19 protein-coding genes and 1 tRNA gene are annotated in these 21843 nt (G+C 64.1%); 6 read left to right on the top strand and 14 right to left on the bottom strand.

Going from position 1 to position 21843, the window contains the following annotated elements; all coding sequences use genetic code 11:
* Nucleotides 1–88: 88 nt before the first annotated feature.
* The 3 genes from nirK (at nt 89) to IT540_RS17140 (ending at nt 3103) form a co-directional block, all read left to right on the top strand.
* Nucleotides 89–1219 carry a copper-containing nitrite reductase gene (gene nirK / locus IT540_RS17150; protein WP_291180724.1) on the top strand — a complete coding sequence of 377 codons (1131 nt, stop codon included), beginning with the start codon at nt 89–91 and terminating at the stop codon, nt 1217–1219.
* Nucleotides 1220–1370: 151 nt separating this feature from the next.
* Nucleotides 1371–2300, top strand: coding sequence for a formylglycine-generating enzyme family protein (locus IT540_RS17145; RefSeq protein ID WP_291180722.1), 930 nt, complete (start codon nt 1371–1373; stop codon nt 2298–2300).
* Between the two features lie 107 nt (nt 2301–2407).
* Nucleotides 2408–3103 carry a Crp/Fnr family transcriptional regulator gene (locus tag IT540_RS17140; RefSeq protein ID WP_291180720.1) on the top strand — a complete coding sequence of 232 codons (696 nt, stop codon included), beginning with the start codon at nt 2408–2410 and terminating at the stop codon, nt 3101–3103.
* A 61-nt stretch (nt 3104–3164) separates the two neighbouring features.
* Here the strand turns inward: IT540_RS17140 and IT540_RS17135 are convergent, their stop codons facing one another.
* The 11 genes from IT540_RS17135 to IT540_RS17085 all read right to left on the bottom strand — a co-directional run bounded on the left by IT540_RS17135 (nt 3165) and on the right by IT540_RS17085 (nt 15676).
* Entirely contained in the window at nt 3165–4214 is a 1050-nt protein-coding gene (locus tag IT540_RS17135; RefSeq protein WP_291180718.1) for an FAD:protein FMN transferase, read from the bottom strand.
* Nucleotides 4211–5026 (bottom strand): DUF4198 domain-containing protein, encoded by an 816-nt coding sequence (locus IT540_RS17130; protein ID WP_291180716.1) that lies wholly within the window; start codon nt 5024–5026, stop codon nt 4211–4213. Before IT540_RS17130 ends, IT540_RS17135 begins: the two co-directional genes overlap by 4 nt.
* A gap of 21 nt (nt 5027–5047) precedes the next feature.
* A complete protein-coding gene (locus IT540_RS17125; RefSeq protein WP_291180714.1) occupies nt 5048–5560 on the bottom strand; it encodes a DUF2271 domain-containing protein in 513 nt (170 codons plus the stop codon).
* Nucleotides 5561–5572: 12 nt separating this feature from the next.
* Nucleotides 5573–6226 (bottom strand): PepSY-associated TM helix domain-containing protein, encoded by a 654-nt coding sequence (locus IT540_RS17120; protein WP_291180712.1) that lies wholly within the window; start codon nt 6224–6226, stop codon nt 5573–5575.
* The gene (locus IT540_RS17115; protein ID WP_291180710.1) at nt 6223–7017 is read right to left on the bottom strand and encodes a tetratricopeptide repeat protein; all 795 of its coding nucleotides are present in this window, start codon (nt 7015–7017) and stop codon (nt 6223–6225) included. Before IT540_RS17115 ends, IT540_RS17120 begins: the two co-directional genes overlap by 4 nt.
* Before the next feature lie 172 nt (nt 7018–7189).
* Entirely contained in the window at nt 7190–9505 is a 2316-nt protein-coding gene (locus tag IT540_RS17110) for a TonB-dependent siderophore receptor (protein ID WP_291180708.1), read from the bottom strand.
* Between the two features lie 475 nt (nt 9506–9980).
* Nucleotides 9981–10937 (bottom strand): transporter, encoded by a 957-nt coding sequence (locus IT540_RS17105; protein ID WP_291180706.1) that lies wholly within the window; start codon nt 10935–10937, stop codon nt 9981–9983.
* 156 nt (nt 10938–11093) lie between these two features.
* Nucleotides 11094–12236, bottom strand: a complete 1143-nt coding sequence (locus IT540_RS17100) for a LuxR C-terminal-related transcriptional regulator (RefSeq protein WP_291180704.1) — start codon at nt 12234–12236, stop codon at nt 11094–11096.
* Nucleotides 12237–12245: 9 nt separating this feature from the next.
* A complete protein-coding gene (locus IT540_RS17095; protein ID WP_291180702.1) occupies nt 12246–13382 on the bottom strand; it encodes a LuxR C-terminal-related transcriptional regulator in 1137 nt (378 codons plus the stop codon).
* A gap of 9 nt (nt 13383–13391) precedes the next feature.
* Entirely contained in the window at nt 13392–14495 is a 1104-nt protein-coding gene (locus tag IT540_RS17090; protein WP_291180700.1) for a helix-turn-helix transcriptional regulator, read from the bottom strand.
* A 38-nt stretch (nt 14496–14533) separates the two neighbouring features.
* Entirely contained in the window at nt 14534–15676 is a 1143-nt protein-coding gene (locus tag IT540_RS17085) for a helix-turn-helix transcriptional regulator (protein ID WP_291180698.1), read from the bottom strand.
* 240 nt (nt 15677–15916) lie between these two features.
* On the opposite strand from IT540_RS17085, the gene IT540_RS17080 reads away from it, so the two are divergent.
* Nucleotides 15917–16873, top strand: coding sequence for a hypothetical protein (locus IT540_RS17080; protein ID WP_291180696.1), 957 nt, complete (start codon nt 15917–15919; stop codon nt 16871–16873).
* A gap of 382 nt (nt 16874–17255) precedes the next feature.
* On the top strand, nt 17256–17777 hold the full coding sequence (locus tag IT540_RS17075; RefSeq protein ID WP_291180694.1) for a thioesterase family protein: 522 nt from the start codon (nt 17256–17258) through the stop codon (nt 17775–17777).
* Here IT540_RS17075 and IT540_RS17070 read toward each other — a convergent pair.
* Together IT540_RS17070 and mdeB are read right to left on the bottom strand one after the other, a co-directional pair.
* A tRNA-Arg gene (locus tag IT540_RS17070) sits at nt 17756–17831 on the bottom strand. The two genes, IT540_RS17075 and IT540_RS17070, sit on opposite strands and share 22 nt — an antisense overlap.
* A 126-nt stretch (nt 17832–17957) precedes the next feature.
* Nucleotides 17958–20630 carry an alpha-ketoglutarate dehydrogenase gene (gene mdeB / locus IT540_RS17065; RefSeq protein ID WP_291180692.1) on the bottom strand — a complete coding sequence of 891 codons (2673 nt, stop codon included), beginning with the start codon at nt 20628–20630 and terminating at the stop codon, nt 17958–17960.
* Between the two features lie 152 nt (nt 20631–20782).
* Here mdeB and IT540_RS17060 point away from each other — a divergent pair, with 152 nt between their 5' ends.
* Nucleotides 20783–21304: an Lrp/AsnC family transcriptional regulator gene (locus IT540_RS17060; RefSeq protein ID WP_291180690.1), complete on the top strand. Its 522-nt coding sequence runs from the start codon at nt 20783–20785 to the stop codon at nt 21302–21304.
* A 19-nt stretch (nt 21305–21323) separates the two neighbouring features.
* On the opposite strand, the gene IT540_RS17055 is transcribed toward IT540_RS17060, so the two are convergent.
* Nucleotides 21324–21719, bottom strand: a complete 396-nt coding sequence (locus IT540_RS17055) for a helix-turn-helix domain-containing protein (RefSeq protein WP_291180688.1) — start codon at nt 21717–21719, stop codon at nt 21324–21326.
* Nucleotides 21720–21843: the final 124 nt, after the last annotated feature.

The raw sequence follows: 21843 nt of genomic DNA, 5'->3' as shown, positions 1-21843 counted from the left end.
GCTCCGTCGCAAAGAGAGAGCCACACGACCTCCTGCATAAAACATATCGGGCGATGCGCGTTCGCGCCCGATCAGAAGGAGGAGCCCAATGGCTGAGCAAATGAAAATGTCACGCCGCACCATGGTTGCCAGCGTCGCTCTCGCCGGGGCGCTCGTGCCTGTCGTGCAAGCCACGTCCTCGCACGCGGAGAAGACCGCCGCGACGGCCAAGCCCGTCGACATCGCGTCGCTGCCGCGGGTCAAGGCCGAGCTGGTAGATCCTCCTTTCGTCCATGCTCATAAGCAGAAGGCAGAAGGCGGGCCTAGGATTGTCGAGTTCACCATGACGATCGAGGAGAAGAAGATCGTTATCGATGACAAGGGCACCGAGGTCCACGCCATGACCTTCGACGGCACCGTTCCGGGGCCACTGATGGTCGTACATCAGGATGACTACGTCGAGCTGACGCTGATCAATCCGGCCACCAACAGCATGCCGCACAACATCGACTTCCACTCGGCAACGGGTGCGTTGGGTGGCGCGGGGCTGACTCTTGTCAGCCCCGGCGAGAAGGCCATCCTACGCTTCAAGGCGACCAAGGCCGGTGTCTTCGTCTACCACTGCGCGCCCCCCGGCATGGTGCCGTGGCACGTTACCTCAGGCATGAACGGCGCCATCATGGTGCTGCCGCGCGAGGGCCTCACCGACGGCAAGGGCAAGGAGCTGATCTACGATCGCGTCTACTACGTTGGCGAGCAGGACTTCTACGTTCCGCGCGACGCGGAGGGTAATTTCAAGAAGTACGACACCATCGGCGAATCTTACGCTGAAACGGTCGAGGTCATGCGCACGCTGACGCCGAGTCACGTCGTGTTCAACGGCGCGGTGGGCGCACTCACCGGCGACAATGCGCTGAAAGCCGCCGTCGGCGAGCGGGTCTTGGTTGTCCATTCACAAGCCAACCGCGACACGCGTCCACACCTTATCGGCGGGCACGGCGACTATGTGTGGCCCACAGGCAAGTTCCACACCCCGCCTGACGTCGATCAGGAGACGTGGTTCATACCGGGCGGGACCGCAGGCGCGGCCTACTACACGTTCCAGCAGCCCGGTGTCTACGCGTATGTGAACCACAACCTGATCGAGGCGTTCGAGCTCGGCGCAGCGGCCCACTTCGTCGTCACCGGAGACTGGAACGACGACCTGATGACCTCGGTGCTGGCCCCCTCGGGAAGCTGACCGCCTCATCAAATAAGGCGCGCCTAAGGGAGACGTCAGCGGCGCGCCTTCCCGGCGCTGGCGGATCAAGTTCCTGCTGTCCGCCAGCGCCCCATCCCGGGGGCGCTACCTTCGGCACACGCTCCCTGGCGAAACGGGCAAAGAGGTCTTCATGGCTGTGCCTCACGCCAGATCAGATGCATTGTCGGCACTCATTGCCATCCCGCCGCTGCTGCTTGCCATGGTTGCGGGCCTGACAGCGGGCATGCTTGCGATAAAGGCGGGTTTCCTCGGCGGCACGCCGGGTATCCCCCTTGCGAGCACACCTGAAACGATCGTGGTCGCACCCCGCACGTTCAGCTACCGCGCTCCCGGCGAATACACCCGCGGCGGCTATTCGGTCGACGGGCCGATGCTCACGGTCTCCGTCGAGCGCCCACTCACGATCATGAAGTATCAAGTTTCCAAAGGCGACTATGCGCGCTGCGTTGCGGACGGTGTATGCCCGGCACCCGAACCCGAGTTCTCCACCGAGGGCCAGGACGATATACCAGCAACGGGCATCAGCTTCGATGACGCACACGCCTATGCGGCGTGGCTCAGCCGAGAGACCGGCGAGGCTTGGCGGCTGCCGACGGACGAGGAGCTCGCTTTCGCCGCCGGCTCGCGTTTTCCCGACGATGCACTGAGCGGCGCAGGTGCGGGAAGCTCCAATCCCGCCGACCGCTGGCTCGAGAGATACCGTCGCGAGACAACGCGCGGTGCGTCCCGCGAAGCGGCTCCGAAGTCGCTTGGACAGTTCGGCGAAAACGAGTTCGGACTCTCTGATTTCGCGGGCAACGTCTGGGAATGGACCACGACCTGCTTCCATCGCATCAACCTCGACCGGGCGCAGCCAAACTCGGACGACACGTCCTCTTGCGGTATCCAGATGGTTGCCGGGCAGCATCGGGCTGCGATGGTCTTCTTCGTCCGCAACCCCAAAGGCGGCGGCTGTGCAGTCGGAGCACCGCCGGACAACCTCGGATTCCGTCTCGTCAAGGATGCACAGTGGTATGAGCCACTGCTCCGGACCCTGCGGATGAGTGGCCTGCTCTCCTAAAAGGAAAACTGCGACACCAAGGGTGGTCCGTCCGGACGGCGCCTACCTTTCTGGATCCTCCGCGGCATGATAGTTTTCGAGGCTAACCGCGGTGAGGTCGCCTAACCGTGAAAATAGACCGGACCGTCGTCAAGTCGCTCCCCTTGTTCGAAAGGATAAGCGACGCTGACCTCGACACATTCCTGGATCATGCGTCGTACCGCCGTGTGCCTGCGGGGGAGCAGGTGTTCAAGCAGGGCCAAACGGCGACGAGCTTCTACCTTCTTCTCAGCGGGCGGCTCAAGGTGACCCAGATCACGGGAGACGGCCAGCAGATCATCGTTCGGATCGTGCACCCCGGCGAGCTGTTCGGGTTTGCCATGGCGCTCCAGCGCCCCGACTATCCCGGCACAGCGACCGCTGCGACGGACAGCATCGTCCTCTCCTGGCCGAGCGAGCTCTGGCCGCGGTTCGTCGAGCAAAACGGCCGCCTCGCCGCGAGCGCCATCCAGACCATGGGTCGGCAGCTCGAGGAAGCCCACAACCGCATCCGGGAGATGTCGACGCAGGAGGTCGAGCGTCGTGTCGCCCATGCCATTTTGCGCCTCTCTCTGCTGGCGGGCCGAAAGGAGGAGAGCGGTATCCGGATCGCCTTTCCAATCTCCCGCCAGGACATTGCCGAGATGACGGGGACGACGCTGCACACGGTCTCGCGCATCTTGAGCGCCTGGGAGGCACGGGGCTTCGTCGCGTGTGGACGCCAAAAAGTTCTAGTGCGCGACCCCTGCGGCCTGTCGCGCCTTGCCGAAGGCCGGCACGATTGAGGGCGCACAACTCCGCATCACGGACCACATTCTCGCCCAGACACGTGGCGTTCGATAATGATCAGTCAAGCATGGCGGCCAAGGTCGGGCTCAGGTGCTCGGTCAACCTCGATCCGCAAAGGCGCACAAAACGGGCCGCGAGGCGGTGCTCGGCGGCAAAGGCCGGGCCGCGTTCAGGGCCTAGAACGGTCAAGGCGGTTGCCGCTGCGTCGGCCGTCATGCAGTCCTCGGCGGCGACGGTGACCGATACGAGGTCATGGGTGACGGGCACGCCCGTGGCGGGATCGAGCGTGTGCGCATACCGGCGTCCGGCCGCATCGAAATAGCGCTGCTCATCACCCGATGTCGCGACGGCGAGGCCCGTGAGAGCCAGGAGTGTCTCGGGCAACGCATCGGCATTGTGCGCGCCACGCGGCCGCTCGAGGGCGACCCACCAGGGCGACCCGTCGGGCTTCGCGCCTTCTGCGCGCAACTCGCCACCAATCTCGACCAGCAGGTTGCCGATGCCTTGGCTCCGCAGATGACGCGCAACCTCGTCGACGGCGAAACCCTTGGCGATGGACGAAAGGTCGAGCAGCAGGCCGCCAGGCTGGAGCGCGCTCAGGCGCTCGCGGTCGAGCGCAACACCGTACCATCCGCCACGCGCCCGTGCATGAGCGACCGCGTGCGGATCGGGAACGGCATCGCGCGACGGCTCGGAGCCGAAGCCCCAGAGGTTGACCGAGGCGCCGACCGTCGGATCATAGGCGCCTTGGGTGCGCTCGGCCCAGTCGAGGGCGGCGGACAGCACCGTGAAGAACCCGTCCGGCAGGCGGTGCCAAGTGCCGGCGGGCGCTGCGTTGAACCGCGAGATATGGGAGCCCGGCTCCCAGGGGCTCATCTCGTCGATGATGCGTGCGAGCACCGCTTCGATGCCGCGCTTCAGCGGTGCGAGATCGCTTCCCGGCGCAACCACGACCTTGGCGGACCACGAGGTCCCCATCGTGTCGCCGCCGAGCTCCTTAACGATCAGCGTGCGCAACGTCCCGGGGAACGGAGGCGGTGCCATCCGCGTCGGGATCAATACACGCCGCTCGTCCGCTCCCGCCGGCGCCAGCGCTTTCACGCTCACTCGGGCAGAACCTCGAACGTCGCCGAATAGCCGGCGCGGCGCTCCTTGGCGTCCTTGATTGTCGTCTTGTCGTCGCTGACGTTCGCCTCGATCCAGTACATGCCGGCCTCGGGCCATGTGTACTTGAAGACACCGTTGTCGTCGGTCGTCACCGTCGTCTCGCCGAGCTGGTTACGGTAGCGGATGCCGCCGCGCACGATCTCGACCTTGACGCCCGGCGCGGGCTTGCCGTCGAGCACGAGCTTGAACTCTGCCTCGCTCTTTTCGACGAGGTCGTTGGGGTGGGTGACGGGCTCCAGCTCGAGCCCGACGCCGGTGGGCTTCAGTGCCGCGTCGTCGGGACTGCCGGAGGTCACGAAGGTCTCGATGCGGCGCACGTTCTGCGTCACGACGAGATCGGTCGCGGATGCGGGGATCTCCTTGGCGATGTTCTCCGCGCGGCCGCGCCAGCGCTTCTCCTGGCCGTCCTCCTTATAGCGCGCGAAGGCGCCGTCCATGACCAGCGAGACGCGGTAGGTGCCTGGCGCCTTCAGCGGCAGGTCGAAGCTTGAGCGGAATTTGCCCGTGCTTTTGTTCTCGGCCTCGACCTTGGCGCCGTCCGGCCCCGTCACGACGAGGCTCTCGAGGCGCAGCGGGCGATGGTCGAAATAGAAGAGATCGTTCGAGGCTGCGGCATCGACGGTGACGGCGATGTCGTCCTTACCCGAGAGAACCGTCGACGAGGGCAGCAGCCATGCCTTGTGGGCGTGGGCAGCGAAAGGTACGACGGCGGAGAGCGTGAGCACGGCGGCAGCGCGAATGACGGATTTCATGGGGTCGATCTCCTTGGTCGATCAGGGCTTCACGTTGACGGCGACGGTGCCAAGCTCATGCTCACCCTTGGCGTTGAGCGACGTTCCGTCCTTGGGCGGCCACTGCAGGGGAATGCGCAGCACCTCACGGCCACCGACCTCGCGCGCCGCCTCAACGATCAGCTCGTATTGGCCGGAGGCGAGATCCTTGAGGGCGGAGCTTGCGTTGTCGAATTTGATGGTATGGCTGCCCGGTGCGCGGGTCGCACTCGTCAGGCCATCGGCCGGAACCTTGAGCTCACGGCCGGCGCGGCGCCACCACTGGCGCAGGTCCTTCAGCCACTTGTCGCCTTCTTGCTTCGGGTTCGCGACGTCATACCAGACGGCAAGGTTCGCGGCGACTTTCTTGTCCGGCCCTTCGAGCCAGACCGCGACATAGGGCTTGTGGTACTCGGCGACGTCGAGCTTCGGGATCTCAATCGAGATCTCCATGTCGGCTGCGAGGCTCGGCGCCGCCATAAGCCCCGAGAGGCCGACCGAAAGTAGAATACGCATGTGTTCCCTCATTCAGTGGATCAAGAACATTGCCAAGAGCACCGGGATGCCGAACCCGAGGCCGACGAGCGGCCAGGTCAGGCTGCGGCCCTTGGCGTACATCTGAAGAAGCAGGAGCCCCGTGATGCAGAACACGATGCTCGCCGCAGCGAACACGTCGATGAAGAGGCTCCAGGACGGCCCAGTGTGGCGGCCCTTGTGCAGGTCGTTGAGATAGGAGATCCAGCCTCTGTCCGTCCGCTCGTAGGTGACGGCGCCGGTCTCCCGATCGATGGACACCCACGCGTCGCCACCGGGGCGCGGCAAGGCGATATAGGCTTCGCTCTCCGACCATTCGGCCTCGCGGCCGGCGACGTCGATGCCGATGGCGCTCCTGACTGCCTCTGCAACGCTTGCCGGGACGCTCGCGCGTCCGCTGCGCGGCTCACCGGCGAGCGCTTCGACAAGCGGCGCGGCGAGCGTACCTTCCTGTGTCGTCACCTGGGGTTTGGCCTCGATGGCCGCCGAATGATTGAGCGTGATGCCGGTGACCGAGAACAGCAGCATGGAAACGAGGCTCACAGCGCCACTGATCCAGTGCCATTGGCGCAGTTGACGCATCCACTGCGCGCGACGGTTGGCCTGCGCGGCGCGCTCGGCGGCGAGATCACGAACGTTGACGTTCACGCGAGGGACCCCTGCTCGCCGGCCTCCGCCTCCGAGGCCAGCTCCCTAAGCTCTAGACGCGCATCCGCGCGCAGCATTGCCAGCGCCTCACGACGAAAATCCGCGGGCGCGTGTGCCAGAGACGCGCGGAACCATGGAATTCCGTCGCTGATGCGGCCTGCCGCGACAAGATAGCGCCCATGATGGAACTGGCCGCGAAAACATCCCCGCTCCGCCGCCCAGCGGTACCAGAGCGCCGCTGAGCGGCTGCGCCTGCGCGGCATGGACGACGCCTCGCGAAAGCGGCCCAGCATGTTCATGGCCTTGGGATTGCCGCGACGGGCGGAACGCACGAGCAGGGTCAGGGCCTTTCCCTCGTCGTAGGGGACGCCACGCCCCTGGGCGTAGAGGTTGGCGAGGTTAAACTCGCCCCAGGCGTGGCCCTTGTCGGCGGCCCGCCCATACCAACCGGCGGCTTCCGCGAGATCAACGGGGACGCCCCAGCCGATCTCGTAGCAGCGGCCGACCATGTTGAGAGCCTCCGGGTCGCCGCTGCGGGCCGCGAGCTTGAACCAGCGGAACGCCGCCTCGGGGTCGCGGTCAACGCCATGGCCGTGCAACAGGCAGCGCGCCCAGCCGATCTGGGCGTCGACGGTGCCTGCGATCGCACGACGGCGCAATTCGTCGGCGGGAATTTCGGGGGCAGGCGCGGGCTGATCGCGGTCCAACACGCGGACATAGAGGGTCCGAAACGAAAGGCCTTCGGCCACGGCGAGCTCGAAGTCGTCCTCGATCCTGATGTCCGTACCCATCGTTTCATCCATCCGCGCGGCAGCCCGGCCGCGAGGGACATTGAGCAATATTGACCTGAACTTTCAAGATAGAAATGGGCTCCGGCGCCCTCCACATCCCGGCTTCGCCCGCCAACGCAAGAAGGGCGCGAAGCCGCGCCCTTCCGAAGCAAATCCTGGTGCCGGGCAAGAATCAGAACTTGATCCCTGCCGTGAACGTGAATGACCGTCCTGGAGCCGGCGTGGCACGCGATGCGGATGCGGTCGATCCCTGGAAGGACGAGTCGTAGTAGAGCTCGTCCGTCAGGTTGTAGCCGTTGACCGCGAACCGGTAACGATCGACCTCGTAGGAGATCAGGCCGTCGACCACAACCGATTCCGGAACCTTGTTCGCCTCGTCGCTGCGGATGTACATGTCCTGTGCGTACGTGACGCCGCCGCCAACGAGCAGCTTTCCGGGAACGTTGACGAGAGAAGCGATGTCGTAGGTCGTCCAGATCGACGCTGAGTTCTCCGGTACATTCGGTACATGGTTGCCGATGAGTGACGCGTCGTTGGCGTACGTGATCTCGCTGTCGAAGTAGGCATAAGCGATCGCGACCGTCCATTTGTCGGTGATCAACCCGTTCAACCCAAGCTCGACGCCCTGTACTCGCTGCTCCTCACCGGACTGAACGATGGTGACACCGTCAGGCGAGTAATAGGCGTTGGATTTGTCAACACGGAATGCTGCCGCGCTCAGCCCAAGCCTGCCACCCAATAGCGAGTATTTGGCGCCGATCTCGTAGCTCTCATTCTCCTCGGGTTCTAAATTATCCTGTCCCGGCGACGTACCGATCGGATTGACGCCGGAGGTGATGAACTGTCCGGCAGGCGTCGCAGACGTGGCCCAAGAGACGTAGTAGGTCTGAGCCTTGGTCGGCTCCCAGATGGCGCTCAGCTTCGGACTCCAGAACTCCGTCTCGGACGTGAGCTCGGGGTTCCAGGCACCCGTCGACGTCGTGGTATAGGAGTAATTCGCAGTGTAGCTGTCCCAGCGGATGCCACCGAGCAAGGAGAACTCCGGCGTCAGCCAGACGCGGTCGCTGGCGAAGAACGCATAGTTTACAGCATCTGACTTCTTCTGGTTGTTCGGATTGTCGACGATCGAGTAGTCCACCGAATAGTCCGGATTGAGGATCGTGCCGGCATCCTTCGAACCGACGTAGCTTTTACCGAGCCGCTCGTCGTCCTGGTAGAAGAAATCGAACCCTGCGACGGCCTCGTGGCGAAGGAAGCCGGTGTTGAACTTGGCGATCGCCGTCGTGATGTTCTGGAAGCCCCAGCTCTCCTGCTCATAAGAGACACCGCCACCGCCGCCGAACGCGTAGGTCGCATCCCCTGTCGAGAAGAACAACTCGTTGCAGGACGTTGGCGTGCCGCGTGCGCAACTTGCAGGAGTCGAGCTGAAGTCGCGATCGAAGAACTCAAAGCGCGTGTCGTTCTGGATGGTCAGCCATGGGTTGACGTTCGTGGAGAGCCGGGCCGTCAGCATGTCGACGGTCGACTCATCCTTATCCGTGGGCTTGCCGTAGTAGTTGGACCGCGGAACACCGAATTCGGTCACGGGCAGGCCAGCGGCCGCACCGGGCGCAATCACGACGGGCACGCCGAAGTCCGGCATATGATCGTTATTCTGGTGCAGGTAGTTGATGGTCAACTCGGTATCGGTCCCGAGACCAAAACCCAGCGAGCCGAGGAAACCCCATCGCTCGGCAGTCGAGTGGTCGCGATCAGCGAAATCCTGATCGTGGTACATGCCGACGGCGCGGGCGGCCGTCGTTTCATTGATCTGCTTGTTTACGTCGATGATGGATCGGACAAACGAGTCCGTTCCAACCGTCACCTCAGCGCTGGCGGCATCTCCCAGATGCGCCGTCTTCTGGCGGAGATTGACGACGCCGCCCGTGGTGCCCATGCCGAAGCTCTCGGACGTTGGGCCTTTCAGTACATCAACCTGCTCATACGCGAAGCTGTCGCGCACGTAGACGCCGAAATCGCGCAGGCCGTCGACATAGAGGTCGCCCTTCGCGTCGAAGCCGCGAATGCGGAACTGGTCGCCGTTCATGCCGCCGTTGCCTTCGCCGATGGAGACCGTTACGCCGGGAACGGCGCGCAAGGCCTGATCGACCGTCGTCAGGTTCTGCTCGCGAATCCGCTCCTGCGAGATCACGTTGACGATCTGGGGGGTGCTTTGATAGTTGCCTTGAAGGCGCCCGAGGCCGGTTCCGGATTGCAGCGTGTTGCCGCTTTCCGGCGTAAAGGCGCCCGTTGTATCCTGCGGCGATGCAGTAGAAGGCTCGGGCTCCGGTGCCATCGGCACGGGTGACGTCGCAGGCTGAGCCGCCTTCTTTGCGACAGTCTTCTTCTTCGCGGCCTTCTTCGCCGTCACCTCGAGCGGCGGCAGCTCCGCCGCCGGCTCCGCGGCCTGCTGAGCGCTGGCACCCGTCGCCAGAACAATTGATGCCAATCCAAGCGACGCTGCGCCAAGCGACGCGTTCTCCGTTCCCGCGGACGCCCGTCCGCGGGTGATCTCATCCCCCAAGCTCATACTCACCCCCAAGTGAATGTGGATAATCCTCAGTGCGGGTTCGAATGGCTTGGCATCGCAACTGTTGCCTGGCTCTTGGGCCCGCGCACTGCTGTTAAGAAATCTTTACATGACCGTTATCGTCAACAAATCGCGCGGCGGCCGTCGTTCGTTGTTGCGCGCAGCGTCCGGTGCTTGCGCAATCCGGCTGTCGCTTGCGGCAAGATGGCCCAACTGGCCCCGACTCATGGAGCGCTACCCGGAAGTTTCGAGAGTAAAGATTCTAGGCGCGGTCCTGCAACGATCCCAGATCTCTAGCGGGGTAGGCGGAAGGACACTTCATGAGCAGAACGGAGTTGCGTTCATGCCATCGAGGATGGTTGCCGTGGAAGCCACGCCAAACATCCCGAATGCCTCAGAACTTCTTGCCCCAGCTGAACACGACGTTCCAGGCCGTCACTGTGTTCTGCGCAAAGGGAGACGCCATGGCCTTCAGCTTCAGAGAGGCTTCATGCTCCGGCATGTCGTAGGCGACCACACCGCCGATCTGGAGCGTCCTTGCGCGGCGTCCGTCGGGCGGAAACGAAACGCCTGCAATCTTGTCATCCTCGATCTGCCAAGCATAGAACCCGGCGAGCCCCACCTGAAAGCGGCCGATGTGCTCGGTCACGGCGAAATCGACGTTCAAGAGGTCGCCGGTAAGATAGTCCGTCTCGGAATTCTCGATATAGTTGTTCCAATAGAGCTTGGCGCTGAACTCGGTTCCTTCGGCGAGGATTGGTGGCGTGGTGTAGGTCACGGCCACGGTCGGCGCCCAGTCCCAGATATTGGTGCCCATGCTCAGCGCCTGGCTGAGCGGATCAGACGGCTTGAACCGGCCGATGGGAATGACCGCACCGATGCCGAGCATCAAGGCGAAGCCCTCCGGGATAGGCAAGACTCCGTCGAATTCGGACGCGCGCGGCGTTCCGAAGTAGCGCGACCAAGCGATCTCGACATAGGGATCGCCGAGCCCGGCATCGCACTCCCGCGACGTGCCGGCGAAAAGGCGCCCACAACTGTGACCGGCCGGGATGAACCCTGAAAAGGCGACGTTGCCGCCGAGGAACGTGGTCGGCGGCACGTAGGTGAGAAACGGTCCTCCGACCTCCTTGGTGAGCTGCGCATCTGCAAGCGCCGGTATTGTCCTCCCGTCCTTGTCCAGGAAATCGATCGTGCGCGCGACGAGCTGCACGGTTCCCACGTAGATGCCCGGTGGCGGAAGGAGAGCCGCGCGCAGGTCGGTGCCGCCGATAGGGCCCGCCACCGTCGGCCCCTCCACTGCCCCCGCCGGCACCCATGCACCGCACATGAAGGCGATCGTGAGCAGCATGCGCAGAGCATTCGTACTTGGCCATATCCGACGGCTTGAGCCTCGATACCGTGATGGCGGTCGGGAGAAGATCGGCCGCGGTAGGCGGCCCGAGTTCTCCCCGACGGAGCTGGGCAGTTCACTGTCCGGTGGCGAATCGAATGTCATGGGCGGACCTCACGAGACAGGGGATAGCGCGCGCATCGCTAGGCGCACAAGGTCGATCTGCCGGCTGGTTCCGGTCTTTTCGAAGAGATGCGCGAGGTGCGTCCGCGCGGTCGGCAGCGAAATACCGAGAGTATCCGCGGCTTCTGTGACAGTCATGCCCTGCACGAGCAGTACTAACAGCCGGCATTCCGCAGGCGTGATGGCAAAGCGGCGCACGAACAGCTCGGCGGGGAACGGCGACGTGTCGCCGAGGTCGCGGATGAACACGGCAACCTTGGCTGCAAAGCCGGCCCCGAACTCCTGCCGCAAACCGTGGTCGAGTGGCAGCACCCAGGCGGCAAGGTCGCCTCCGCCCCTCCTCTTGAGAGGGACCACGATGCCGGAACGCGGGATATCGATTGTGGTGCCGCTTGCCGCCTCGGCGATGGCCTGGGCGAGGTCGCGGGCGGACGCCGGGTCACCCACCGCGAGTTGATCGCCGATGCGCCGCAGCGCGTTGCCGTCGTCGAGATAGCGGGTAGCCGCCTCGTTGACGTGGACGATGCGCCCGTCGCCATCCGTCAGCACCACGCCGACAGCCAGCCGGTCGAGTGCCGCGGCGAGCATGCTGCGCTCCAGCGCACGGGCATCCAGCATGTCGGCGATCAGCGCAGCGCGACGAACATGCGGGGCCAGCGCACGCAGAATTTCCAATTCGGCCGCTCCGTATGGCGGCTTCCAGTCATCGCGGCATAGCGAGAGAGTCCCGAACTGTTGCGACGTCTTTGCCAGCACGGTCGCGATGCAATCGCCGAAACCATGGGAAGCCACCGCCTGGCGGTGCCACCGCGTGGCCTTCAGCTCGTCCGCGCCTATGGCGTCGTAGAACGAGAACGGCTCGTCGACGCGCATGTACCAGGCACAGGGCACCGCGGGATTGATGGCGAAGTGGGTCACCATGGATCTCTCGAATGCCGGATCGACGTTCCAGTGCGCACGCAGCGACACCGTGTTCGTAACGGGGCGTTGGAGCGATATCGCCGCATGGGCGCCATCGAGCATGCGGGCGATCCGCTCGAGGACCGTGGGCCATTTGGTGGGCTCGATGGCGCAGTCGTAGATGTCGCCTACGAGGTCGAGAAGTTCGCTATCCGATACCGGACCTGACGTCATGGCCATTCCTCACGACACAGGGGACAGCGCACGCATGGCGAGGCGCACGAGGTCGATCTGCCGGCTGGTGCCGGTCTTCTCGAAGAGATGCGCGAGATGCGTCCGCGCCGTCGGCAGCGAGATGCCGAGGTTCTCGGCGGCTTCGGCCACGCTCATGCCCTGCAGAAGCAGCATCAACACGCGGCATTCGGCGGGCGTGATGGCGAAGCGGCGCACGAACAGCTCGGCGGGGAACGGCGACGTGTCGCCGAGGTCGCGGATGAACACGGCAACCTTGGCCGTGAATCCTGCCCCGAGCTCGTGACGCAACCCGCGGTCCAGCGGCAGGACCCATGCCGCCAGATCGGTCTCGCCTTTGAGCGGGATCACGATTCCGGAGCGGGGAATCTCAACAGTGGTGCCCCTTGCGGCATCGGCGATGGCCTGGGCGAGGTCGCGGGCTGCGGCTGCATCGCGCGCCGACAGGCCGCCGCTGAGACGGTGCACCGCGTCCCCCGTATCCAAGTATCTGTCTGCCGCCGCGTTCGTATGCATGATGCGGCCCTGACCATCGGTCAGCACGAGTCCGACCGCCAGATGGTCGAGCGTGGCCGCGAGCACGTTGCGCTCGAGGGCGCGCGCGTCGAGGAGATCGGAAATCAGCACTGCACGCCGGACGTGCGGCGCAAACGCGCGCAGAGGCTCCAGCTCCGCTCCGCGGAAGATCGGCTTATCGTTCGCGCGCAGAACAGTGAGGAAACCGATGCGGCTTGCCGATTTCGCAATGAGGGAAATCGCCCCGTCGTGAATGCCGACGCGCCCGATCGTGTTGTGAAACCAGCGAGAGTTCTTCAACTCATACTCCCCAACGAACTCCGCCGCTCCAAATGGCTCGCAGACATCGTGGTAGAAACCTGCCGGTACCCCCGGATTGGTGGCGATGTGAGCGTCCATCAGATTCTGAAACTCGGGAGATATATTCCACGATCGCGCTAAACGAACGGCATTGTCCCGGGCGTCATGGAAGGAGATCGAGGTCGCGCAGCCGTCGAGCGTCAAGGCAATGCGCTCAAGAACGCTAGGCCACTTGTCCGGCGCGATGGCACAGTCGTAGATGTCTCCTACGAGGTCGAGAAGTTCGCTATCCGACGGTGTGCCGAGCGCCATGGCCATTCCTCACGACACAGGGGACAGCGCACGCATGGCGAGGCGCACGAGATCGATCTGGCGGCTGGTGCCGGTCTTCTCGAAGAGATGCGCGAGGTGCGTCCGCGCCGTCGGCAGCGAGATGCCGAGATTGTCCGCAACTTCGGCAATCGTCATCCCCTGCAGCAAAAGCATCATCACCCGGCATTCGGCGGGCGTGATAGAGAAGCGGCGTACGAACAGCTCGGCGGGGAACGGCGACATGTCGCCGAGGTCGCGGATAAACACGGCGACCTTGGCCGCGAAACCGGCGCCGAATTCATGGCGCAACCCGCGGTCCAGCGGCAACACCCAGGCCGCGAGATCGGTCTCGCCTTTCAGCGGCACGACGATTCCGGAGCGGGGAATGTCCACGGTGGTGCCGCTCGCCGCGTCGGCAATAGCCTGGGCGAGGTCGCGTGCCGAAGCCGGGTCGCCGCTCGAAAAGCTGTCACCGAAGTACCGCATGCTTCCTTCGTCCAGGTACCGATCCGCCGCCGCGTTCGTATGCAGGATGCGGCCCTTGCCATCGGTCAGCACGACTCCGACCGCCAAATGGTCGAGCGTGGCCGCGAGCACGTTGCGCTCGAGGCTACGCGCGTCGAGGAGATCTGAGATCAGCACCGCGCGCCGAAGGTGCGGGGCGAGCGTGTGCAAAGGCCCCAGCTCCGCTCCGCGAAAGATCGGCTTGTCATTCGCCCGCAGGACGGTGAGGGCACCGAAGCGGCTCGCCGATTTGACAAGAAGAACAACGGCGCCGTCGTGAATGCCGACGCGCCCGATCGTGTCGTGAAACCAACGGGTGCTTTTCCACTCGGTCTCGCCAATGAACTCCGCCGCTCCGAACGGCTCGCAGACATCATGGTAGAAGCCGGCTGGCACCGCCGGGTTGCGCGCCATATGCGTGTCCATCACGTGCTGGAACTCGGGAGATATGTTCCACGATCGCGCCAGGCGGACGGCGTTGTCCCGGGTGTCATGGAACGAGATCGAGGTCGCGCAACCGTTGAGCGTCGAGGCGATGCGCTCGAGAACCGGCGGCCACTTGTCCGGCGCGATGGCGCAGTCGTAGATGTCGCCGACGAGGTCGAGCATTTCACTATCCGATGGCGGGCCTGACGTCATGGGCGGCCTCACGAGACAGGGGACAGCGCGCGCATCGCCAGGCGCACGAGGTCAATCTGGCGGCTGGTGCCGGTCTTCTCGAAGAGATGCGCGAGATGCGTCCGGGCCGTCGGCAGCGAGATGCCGAGGGTCTCGGCGGATTCGGTCACGCTCATGCCCTGCACGAGCAGCACCAGCAGCCGGCATTCGGCGGGCGTGATGGCAAAGCGGCGCACGAACAGCTCGGCGGGAAGCGGTGACGTATCGCCGAGGTCGCGGATGAAGACAGCGGCGCGGGCGGTGTACTCGGCGCCCAGGTCGCGGCGCAAGCCGTTGTCCAGCGGCAAAACCCAAGCCGCGAGGTCGTGGCCGGCTGGATCCTTCAGCACGACGAGAATGCCGGAGCGGGGGATGTCGCTGGTGGTGCCGCTTGCCGCATCGGCAATCGCACGCGCGAGCTCGCGCGCCGAATCCGGATCGCCAGCCGAAATCTCGTCCCCGACGCGCCGCAGCGCATGGCCCTGCTCGATCAGCCGGGCGGCCGCCTCGTGGGCGTGCGCAATGCATCCGTCGCCGTCGGTCAGCACCACGCCCACGGCGATACGGTCGAGTGTCGCCGAGAGCATGTCGCGCTCCAGTGCGCGGGCATCGAGCATGTCGGCGATCATCACGGCGCGGCGGATGTGCGGAGCAAGCGCACTGAGTATTGCCAAGTCCTCATCGGTAAAAGGGTGCTGGTGGCCCTCCCGGTGCACCGAGAAGACGCCGAACTGGCTGACCGATCTCGCGAGAAGCACGAGCGCCGCGTCGCCTTGGCCGGTCGCCACATGCGTCTTGTGGAACCACGTGCTGCGCTTCAGCTCTGCCTCGTCGACCATCCGGAACATCGAGGTGACATCTCCGATGTTCTGATACCAAGCCATGGGCATGAAGGGATTGGTGGCGACATGCTCATGCATGAGCCGTGCGTAGTCCGGCGGCACATTCCATTTCGCCTGAAAGGAAAAGTCCGGCCTGGAAAGCGTGTTGAGCGTTATTGCGGCCTGCCGCCCATCGAGCAATTGAGCGATGTGCGCGAGCGTGCCCGGCCACTTCGCGGGCGCGATCGCACAGTCGTAGATCTCGCCAACGAGATCGAGGAGACCCTCTGCGGATCCGAGATCTGCTGCCACGGTCTCTGCTCCCGGGGCAATGACTTTCTTAACGCAACATCTGAGACTTAGCAGATGACGTCGCGAATGCATCATTCATTTCAATGATACAGGACTGAGCAAAATATACTGACGTTGTAGAGTTACAACAGGCGTTTCGGGATCGCGGCGCATTCCTGAATTTCTCATTCATTGTAACGATGCGCGATTTTTCCATTCCCGCTCTGATCATCTCCAGTATCGAGTTCAAGGAGTGGTCCAATGTATCCAGAGCTTTCCGGCAGTCGCCGCCGGCTTCTCCTTCGCGGTCAGGTCAAAGTGCCCGGTTTCGCGATGGCGCTTGCCACACCGGCGCTCGCAGCGGTCCTGATGCTGGCGGCGAGCATCATGACCGCTCCGACGGCGCTTGCGGTCGAGTGCGCCAACGGGGGCATTGGACCCGACCCCGCCGGCGATGACGGCGGCACCGCATTCAGCGCTTCTCGGACCGCATGCGGACAAGGCGCCACCGCGAGCGGCGGCTCTAGCTCAGCCTATGGCGAATTCAGCACTGCGAGCGGCGAGAGTAGCTCGGCCTTTGGCCAACAAAGCACTGCGAGCGGCGGCGCTAGCTCGGCCTATGGTTTTGACAGCACTGCGAGCGGCAGCGCTAGCTCGGCCTTTGGCCAGCAAAGCACTGCGAGCGGTGACCAGAGCGCGGCGTATGGCACGCATGCGAGCGCGACACACGAAAACTCTGCCGCTTTCGGCGCCGATGCGACGACTACGCGCGATAACCAGCAGATGTTCGGCACGACGACCAATACCTACACCATGGCGGGTGTAAACTCTGACGATAGCCGGGCGGCGCAGTCCGGCCCGGTCAACCTCGTCACAACGGACGGCGACGGCAACCTCGCCGGACGCACTTTTGATGAGCTCGGTCTCGCGTCGATCGGCGACATCGCCGGCATCCAGTCGCAGATCAACGGCCTCATAGACCGCGACGACGAGCTCGCCGAGGGCATTGCCATCTCGCTCGCCCTCGACGCCCCCGTTCTGCGCAACGGCCAGACGTTTGCCATGCGCGGCGGCTGGGGCAATTTCGAAGGCTCGAACGCGGCGGGCTTCACGGCCGCGGGCGCGCTCAGCCAGAACGTCGTCGTCGATGCCGGCGTGGGATGGGGCACGAGCCAGGGCACGGTCGCCGGCAAGGCCGGCGTGACGATCGGCTGGTGAGACGGTGCAGCGGGGAAATTGTGCGGGAAGCGGCAGGGCGAACAGCCCTGCCGCTTTCGTTTGTGCCTCCGACAACGCGAACGGATCATGGCGAGACGGCGATTTATGCTCTGGGTTTCATGAAGATCCTGGCTTGCTGACGCGCGCCGTCACTCATTCAAGAGAACGATACGCGATCGCAAGATTTCGCGTTATGAATCGGCGGATCCCGCTGCATCCCGGGAGCGCGATACGCGGTTCCGGCCATCGTGCAGCAGGACCTTCAACGCCGAAAGAAGCCAACGGGACGGGAGCCCACCATCCGCTTCGGAAAGAAGGCGGTCGATATGCCCAAGGATGAGGACAAAGACGATGTCGATCACCTCTATCGAAGGAGACATCCGTGCAGCTCTCGAAGATCATCCCCGCTCGCCTCGGCGTGCCGGCATGGACCAAGCCTAACCCGAGGCCATCCGCAAGCCTCGTGGACTATCCGATCCGGACCAGCGAGAAGCTGCGCTTCGCCGACACCGACCGGAACGGCCACATCTCGAACACCGCCTTCGCCGTTTGCTGCCAGAACGCACGCATGGAGATTCTGTACGACCGGAACCGCGTGCCGCTGTCCTTTGACGCACAGTTCGTCATCGTCCGGTTCGAGCTCCAATTCCATCGCGAGATGCACTGGCCCGGAACCGTGGAGATCGGCACGCGCCTCGAGCGCATCGGCCGCTGCTCGGTGACCATGGGGCAGTGCTTGTTTCAGAACGGCCGCCACGTCGCCAGCGCAACCTCGACGGTGGTCCTGATTGACCCATCAACGCGCCGGACTACGCCCTTGCCGGACGAGACAGCAACCGCATTGCGCGCACTGGCGAATACGACGCCCGCACGCGGCACGGATGGCGACCCCGGCAGGATTTGAACCTGCGGCCCTCAGATTAGGAATCTGATGCTCTATCCACTGAGCTACGGGGCCTGTGCTCTGCGAAGCGCCTTCTACCACGCCTCGCCGAAGCGAATAAAGCCCCGCGGACGCAACAACCGTCGAGATTACGGAGCGCCGAGGCGTCCTGGCAGGCGCCATCGCGTTGCGTTGAGCCCCTTAGCGCGACCATGGCGCACGCTCGTCGTAGGTAATGCCGTACTTCGCAATCGCCTCGGCCACGAGCCCCCCCCCGATCTTCCCTTCCGTGACAAGTGCGGAAAGCGCCGCGACCACGATATGCCACCGATCAACCTCGAAGAAGCGGCGCAAGGCCTTGCGCGTGTCACTCCGCCCGAAGCCGTCGGTTCCGAGCGCAACGAATCGACCGTCGACGTAGGGAGCGATCATCTGCGCATAAGCACGCACATAGTCGGTCGCGGCCACAATCGAGGCCGCCCCGGGCAGCAGAGATGCGACATGGCTCCTCCTGTCCGCCGCCCCTGCCCCGAATAGATTGCTGCGCTCCACCTCACGCGCCTCGCGTGCAAGCTCGCTGAAGCTGGTAACGCTGAACACCTGGGCTTCGACGCCCCAGTCGGCTTTGAGCAGTTCCCCGGCAGCCACGACCTCCGACAGGATAGCTCCAGACCCCAACAACCGAACGGCGGAGTCAGGCGACCCGGAAATCCTGTACATGCCGCTGATGATGTCGCGCTCGACGCCGTCAGGCATGGATGGCTGCGCATAGCTCTCGTTCATGGCGGTGATGTAGTAGAACTCGTCCGCCCCCTCCTCGAGCATCCGCCGAGACCCGTGATCGACGATCACGGCCATCTCGTAGGCATAAGCCGGATCGTAGGCGCGGCAGTTCGGGACCGTCGCCGCCACGAGATGGCTGCTGCCGTCCTGGTGCTGCAGGCCCTCTCCGCCGAGCGTGGTGCGGCCCGCCGTTGCGCCGATCAGGAAGCCCCTCGCCCGCTGATCCGCCGCGGCCCAGATCAGGTCGCCGACGCGTTGGAAGCCGAACATCGAGTAGAAGATGTAGAAGGGCAGCATCGGCTCGCCGTGCACGCTGTACGACGTGGCCGCGGCCGCCCAGGACGAGATCGCGCCGGCCTCGGTGATGCCTTCCTCGAGCAACTGACCGTCGACGGCTTCCTTGTAGTAGAGCATCGAGCCGGCATCCTCGGGCTCATAGAGCTGTCCGACGGGAGAGTAGATGCCCACCTGCCGGAAAAGGTTGTCCATGCCGAAGGTGCGCGCCTCGTCGGCGACGATGGGCACGATACGCGGACCGATCTCCTTGCTCTTCAAGAGAGCACCGAGCAGGCGCACGAAAGCAACCGTCGTCGACATGCCCTTGCCGTCAGCGTTCAAGGCGAAGTCCGCGTAAGCCTCGAGCGCGGGTACGGCCATGCGTTTGGCCGACCGGCGCCGTTTGGGCAGGTGGCCGCCGAGGGCTTCACGCCGCGCCTTCATATACTGGAGCTCGGCGGAGTCGTCCGCCGGCTTGAAGAACGTGAGGCTTTCCGCCTGCTCATTCGTAAGCGGCAGCGAGAACTTGTCGCGGAACGCGAGAAGGGCATCGACATCGAGCTTCTTGGCCTGGTGCGCCGTCATCTTCGACTCGCCGGCGCCGCCCATCCCATAGCCCTTCTTGGTCTTGGCGAGGATGACCGTCGGCCGCCCTTTCGTCTCGCGTGCCTTCTTGAACGCCGCGTGCAGCTTGCGGAAGTCATGACCGCCGCGCCTCAGCGCATCAATGTCGCGGTCCGACATGTGCGCGACGAGCGTGCGCACCTCCGGATCCTCGTCGAAGAAATTAGCAAGGTTGTACGCACCGCCCTTCGCACCGAGCGTCTGGTATTTCCCGTCCGGCGTCTCGGCGAAGCGCTGCAGGAGCTTGTGGTTCACGTCGCGTGCGAAGATCGGATCCCATTCCGATCCCCACAGCACCTTGATGACGTTCCAGCCGGCACCTTTGAAGATGCTCTCGAGCTCCTGGATGATCTGGCCGTTGCCGCGCACCGGGCCGTCGAGCCGCTGCAGGTTGCAGTTGATGATGAAGGTCAGGTTGTCGAGCTTCTCGCGCGCCGCGATCGAGAGTGCCCCCACCGATTCCGGCTCGTCCATCTCGCCATCGCCGAAAACGCCCCACACATGGCGATCCCCGCTGTCGTAGAGGCCACGGTCGCGCAGGTAGCGCCTGAAGCGAGCCTGGTAGATCGCGTTGATCAGGCCGATGCCCATGGACCCGGTCGGAAACTGCCAGAAATCCGGCATCAGCCACGGGTGGGGATAGGAGCACAGCCCGTCGCCGGTGATCTCCTGCCGATAGTGGGCGATGTTGTCCTCGCTCAAGCGCCCTTCGAGGAACGCTCGTGCATAGACGCCCGGCGCAGAATGGGGCTGGAAGAACACGAGGTCACCGTTGCCGCTCTCTCCGCCTGCCCGAAAGAAATGATTGAACCCGACCTCGAAGATCTCCGCCGCCGACGCGTAGCTGGCGATATGCCCGCCGAGCTCGCCATGCGCCCGGTTGGCGCGCACGACCATCGCCAGCGCGTTCCAGCGCATGATGGACGTGATCCGCTCCTCCATCGCCAGATCGCCCGGATAGGGCGGCTGCTCGTCGAGAGGAATGCTGTTGCGATAGGGCGAGTACGGCAGCGTATCGGCGACGACATCGAGCTGCCTGGCACGCCGGTCGAGCGCCTCGAGGATGAACCTGGCCCGCGCCGCGCCATCGAACTTTGCAATGGAATCGAGCGAGGCGAGCCCGTCGGACGTCTCATCCGGATCGCTGTCGATCGGCGGATTGGCCTGCGTGCGGTCGCGTGCGGAGCTCATGCCGTGCATCCCAAACCTATGCATCCAAGCTTTCTTTCGTGAGCATATTAATGGGAACGGCACGCAATTTCATGCCGAATAATGTGTAAAAGTTGTCAATAGCAACACATTGTGCTGAATACAGATCACAAAGCAGCATAATGGAGGGACAGATGCTCGACGCGTTCGACCGGCGGATACTCCTGGAGCTTCAGAGATCCGGCCGCCTGACGAATGTCGATCTGGCATCGCGTGTCGGCCTCTCGCCATCGCCGTGCCTAGCCCGCGTCAAATCGCTGGAGAGCGCGGGCATCATCCGCAACTACGTCGCCCTGCTCGACTCAGAGCGCATCGGGGGAACGCTCAGCGTCTTCATTCACATCACGCTGGAGCGCCAGTCCCAGAAGGTCCTGGAAGCCTTCGAGCGCACGGTGGTTGCGATGCCGGAGGTCATGGAATGCTATCTCATGACCGGGGATGCCGACTACCTGCTGCGCGTCGTTGTCCGCGACGCGGTCGCGTTGAAGGACTTCATCCTCGACAAGCTGACGAAAACACCGGGCGTCGCCAACATCCACTCGCGCTTCGCGCTGAAGCAGGTCAAGTACAACACCGCCTTGCCCTTGGACCAGCTCTGGCCGCAGTCTCAGCCTGCCCCGAAGGTACGAAAACCGCGGCGTCGCACACAGCGCTGACGCGGCCCGCTTGGCTCCGTCAAGCGGTCGTATCCGGATCCGCGCCGATCTCGTCCTTCAAAGCCGCCCACCTCAGGATGGAATCGAGCGCAGGGCAGAGCGCCTGCCCCCAATCGGTGAGGCCGTACTCGACCTTCGGCGGCACCTGATGATGGACGATCCGGCGCACGACACCATCCTCCTCCAACTGGCGGAGCTGCTGGATGAGCATCTTCTGCGAGATGGCAGGGATGGCACGCTCGAGCTCCGAGAACCTCTTCAGCCGGCCACCGAAGAGATGGAACAGGATGAGAAGCTTCCAGCGCCCCTCGAGAATCTTCAACGCGGCCTCGACGCCTTGGGCAGCGGACGCCGGTGTAAGCCCGCGGTCCTCACGATCGGGTAAGTACCTTACTTTTTTGTGCGTTCTTGCCATCCGGTAAGCCTAGCCATACGTGGGTCGGCAGGCAACGACGACGACCCACATCAACGCAAACGCAGGGACGAGATCCTCATGGCCATCCACCTCCCCAAACCGATCGACATTTACTTCGCGTCCG

Origin of the sequence: Hyphomicrobium sp. (assembly GCF_020852195.1) — a bacterium.
Taxonomy (GTDB): Bacteria; Pseudomonadota; Alphaproteobacteria; order Rhizobiales; family Hyphomicrobiaceae; genus Hyphomicrobium_C.
This window is presented reverse-complemented; position numbering and strand designations above follow the sequence as displayed.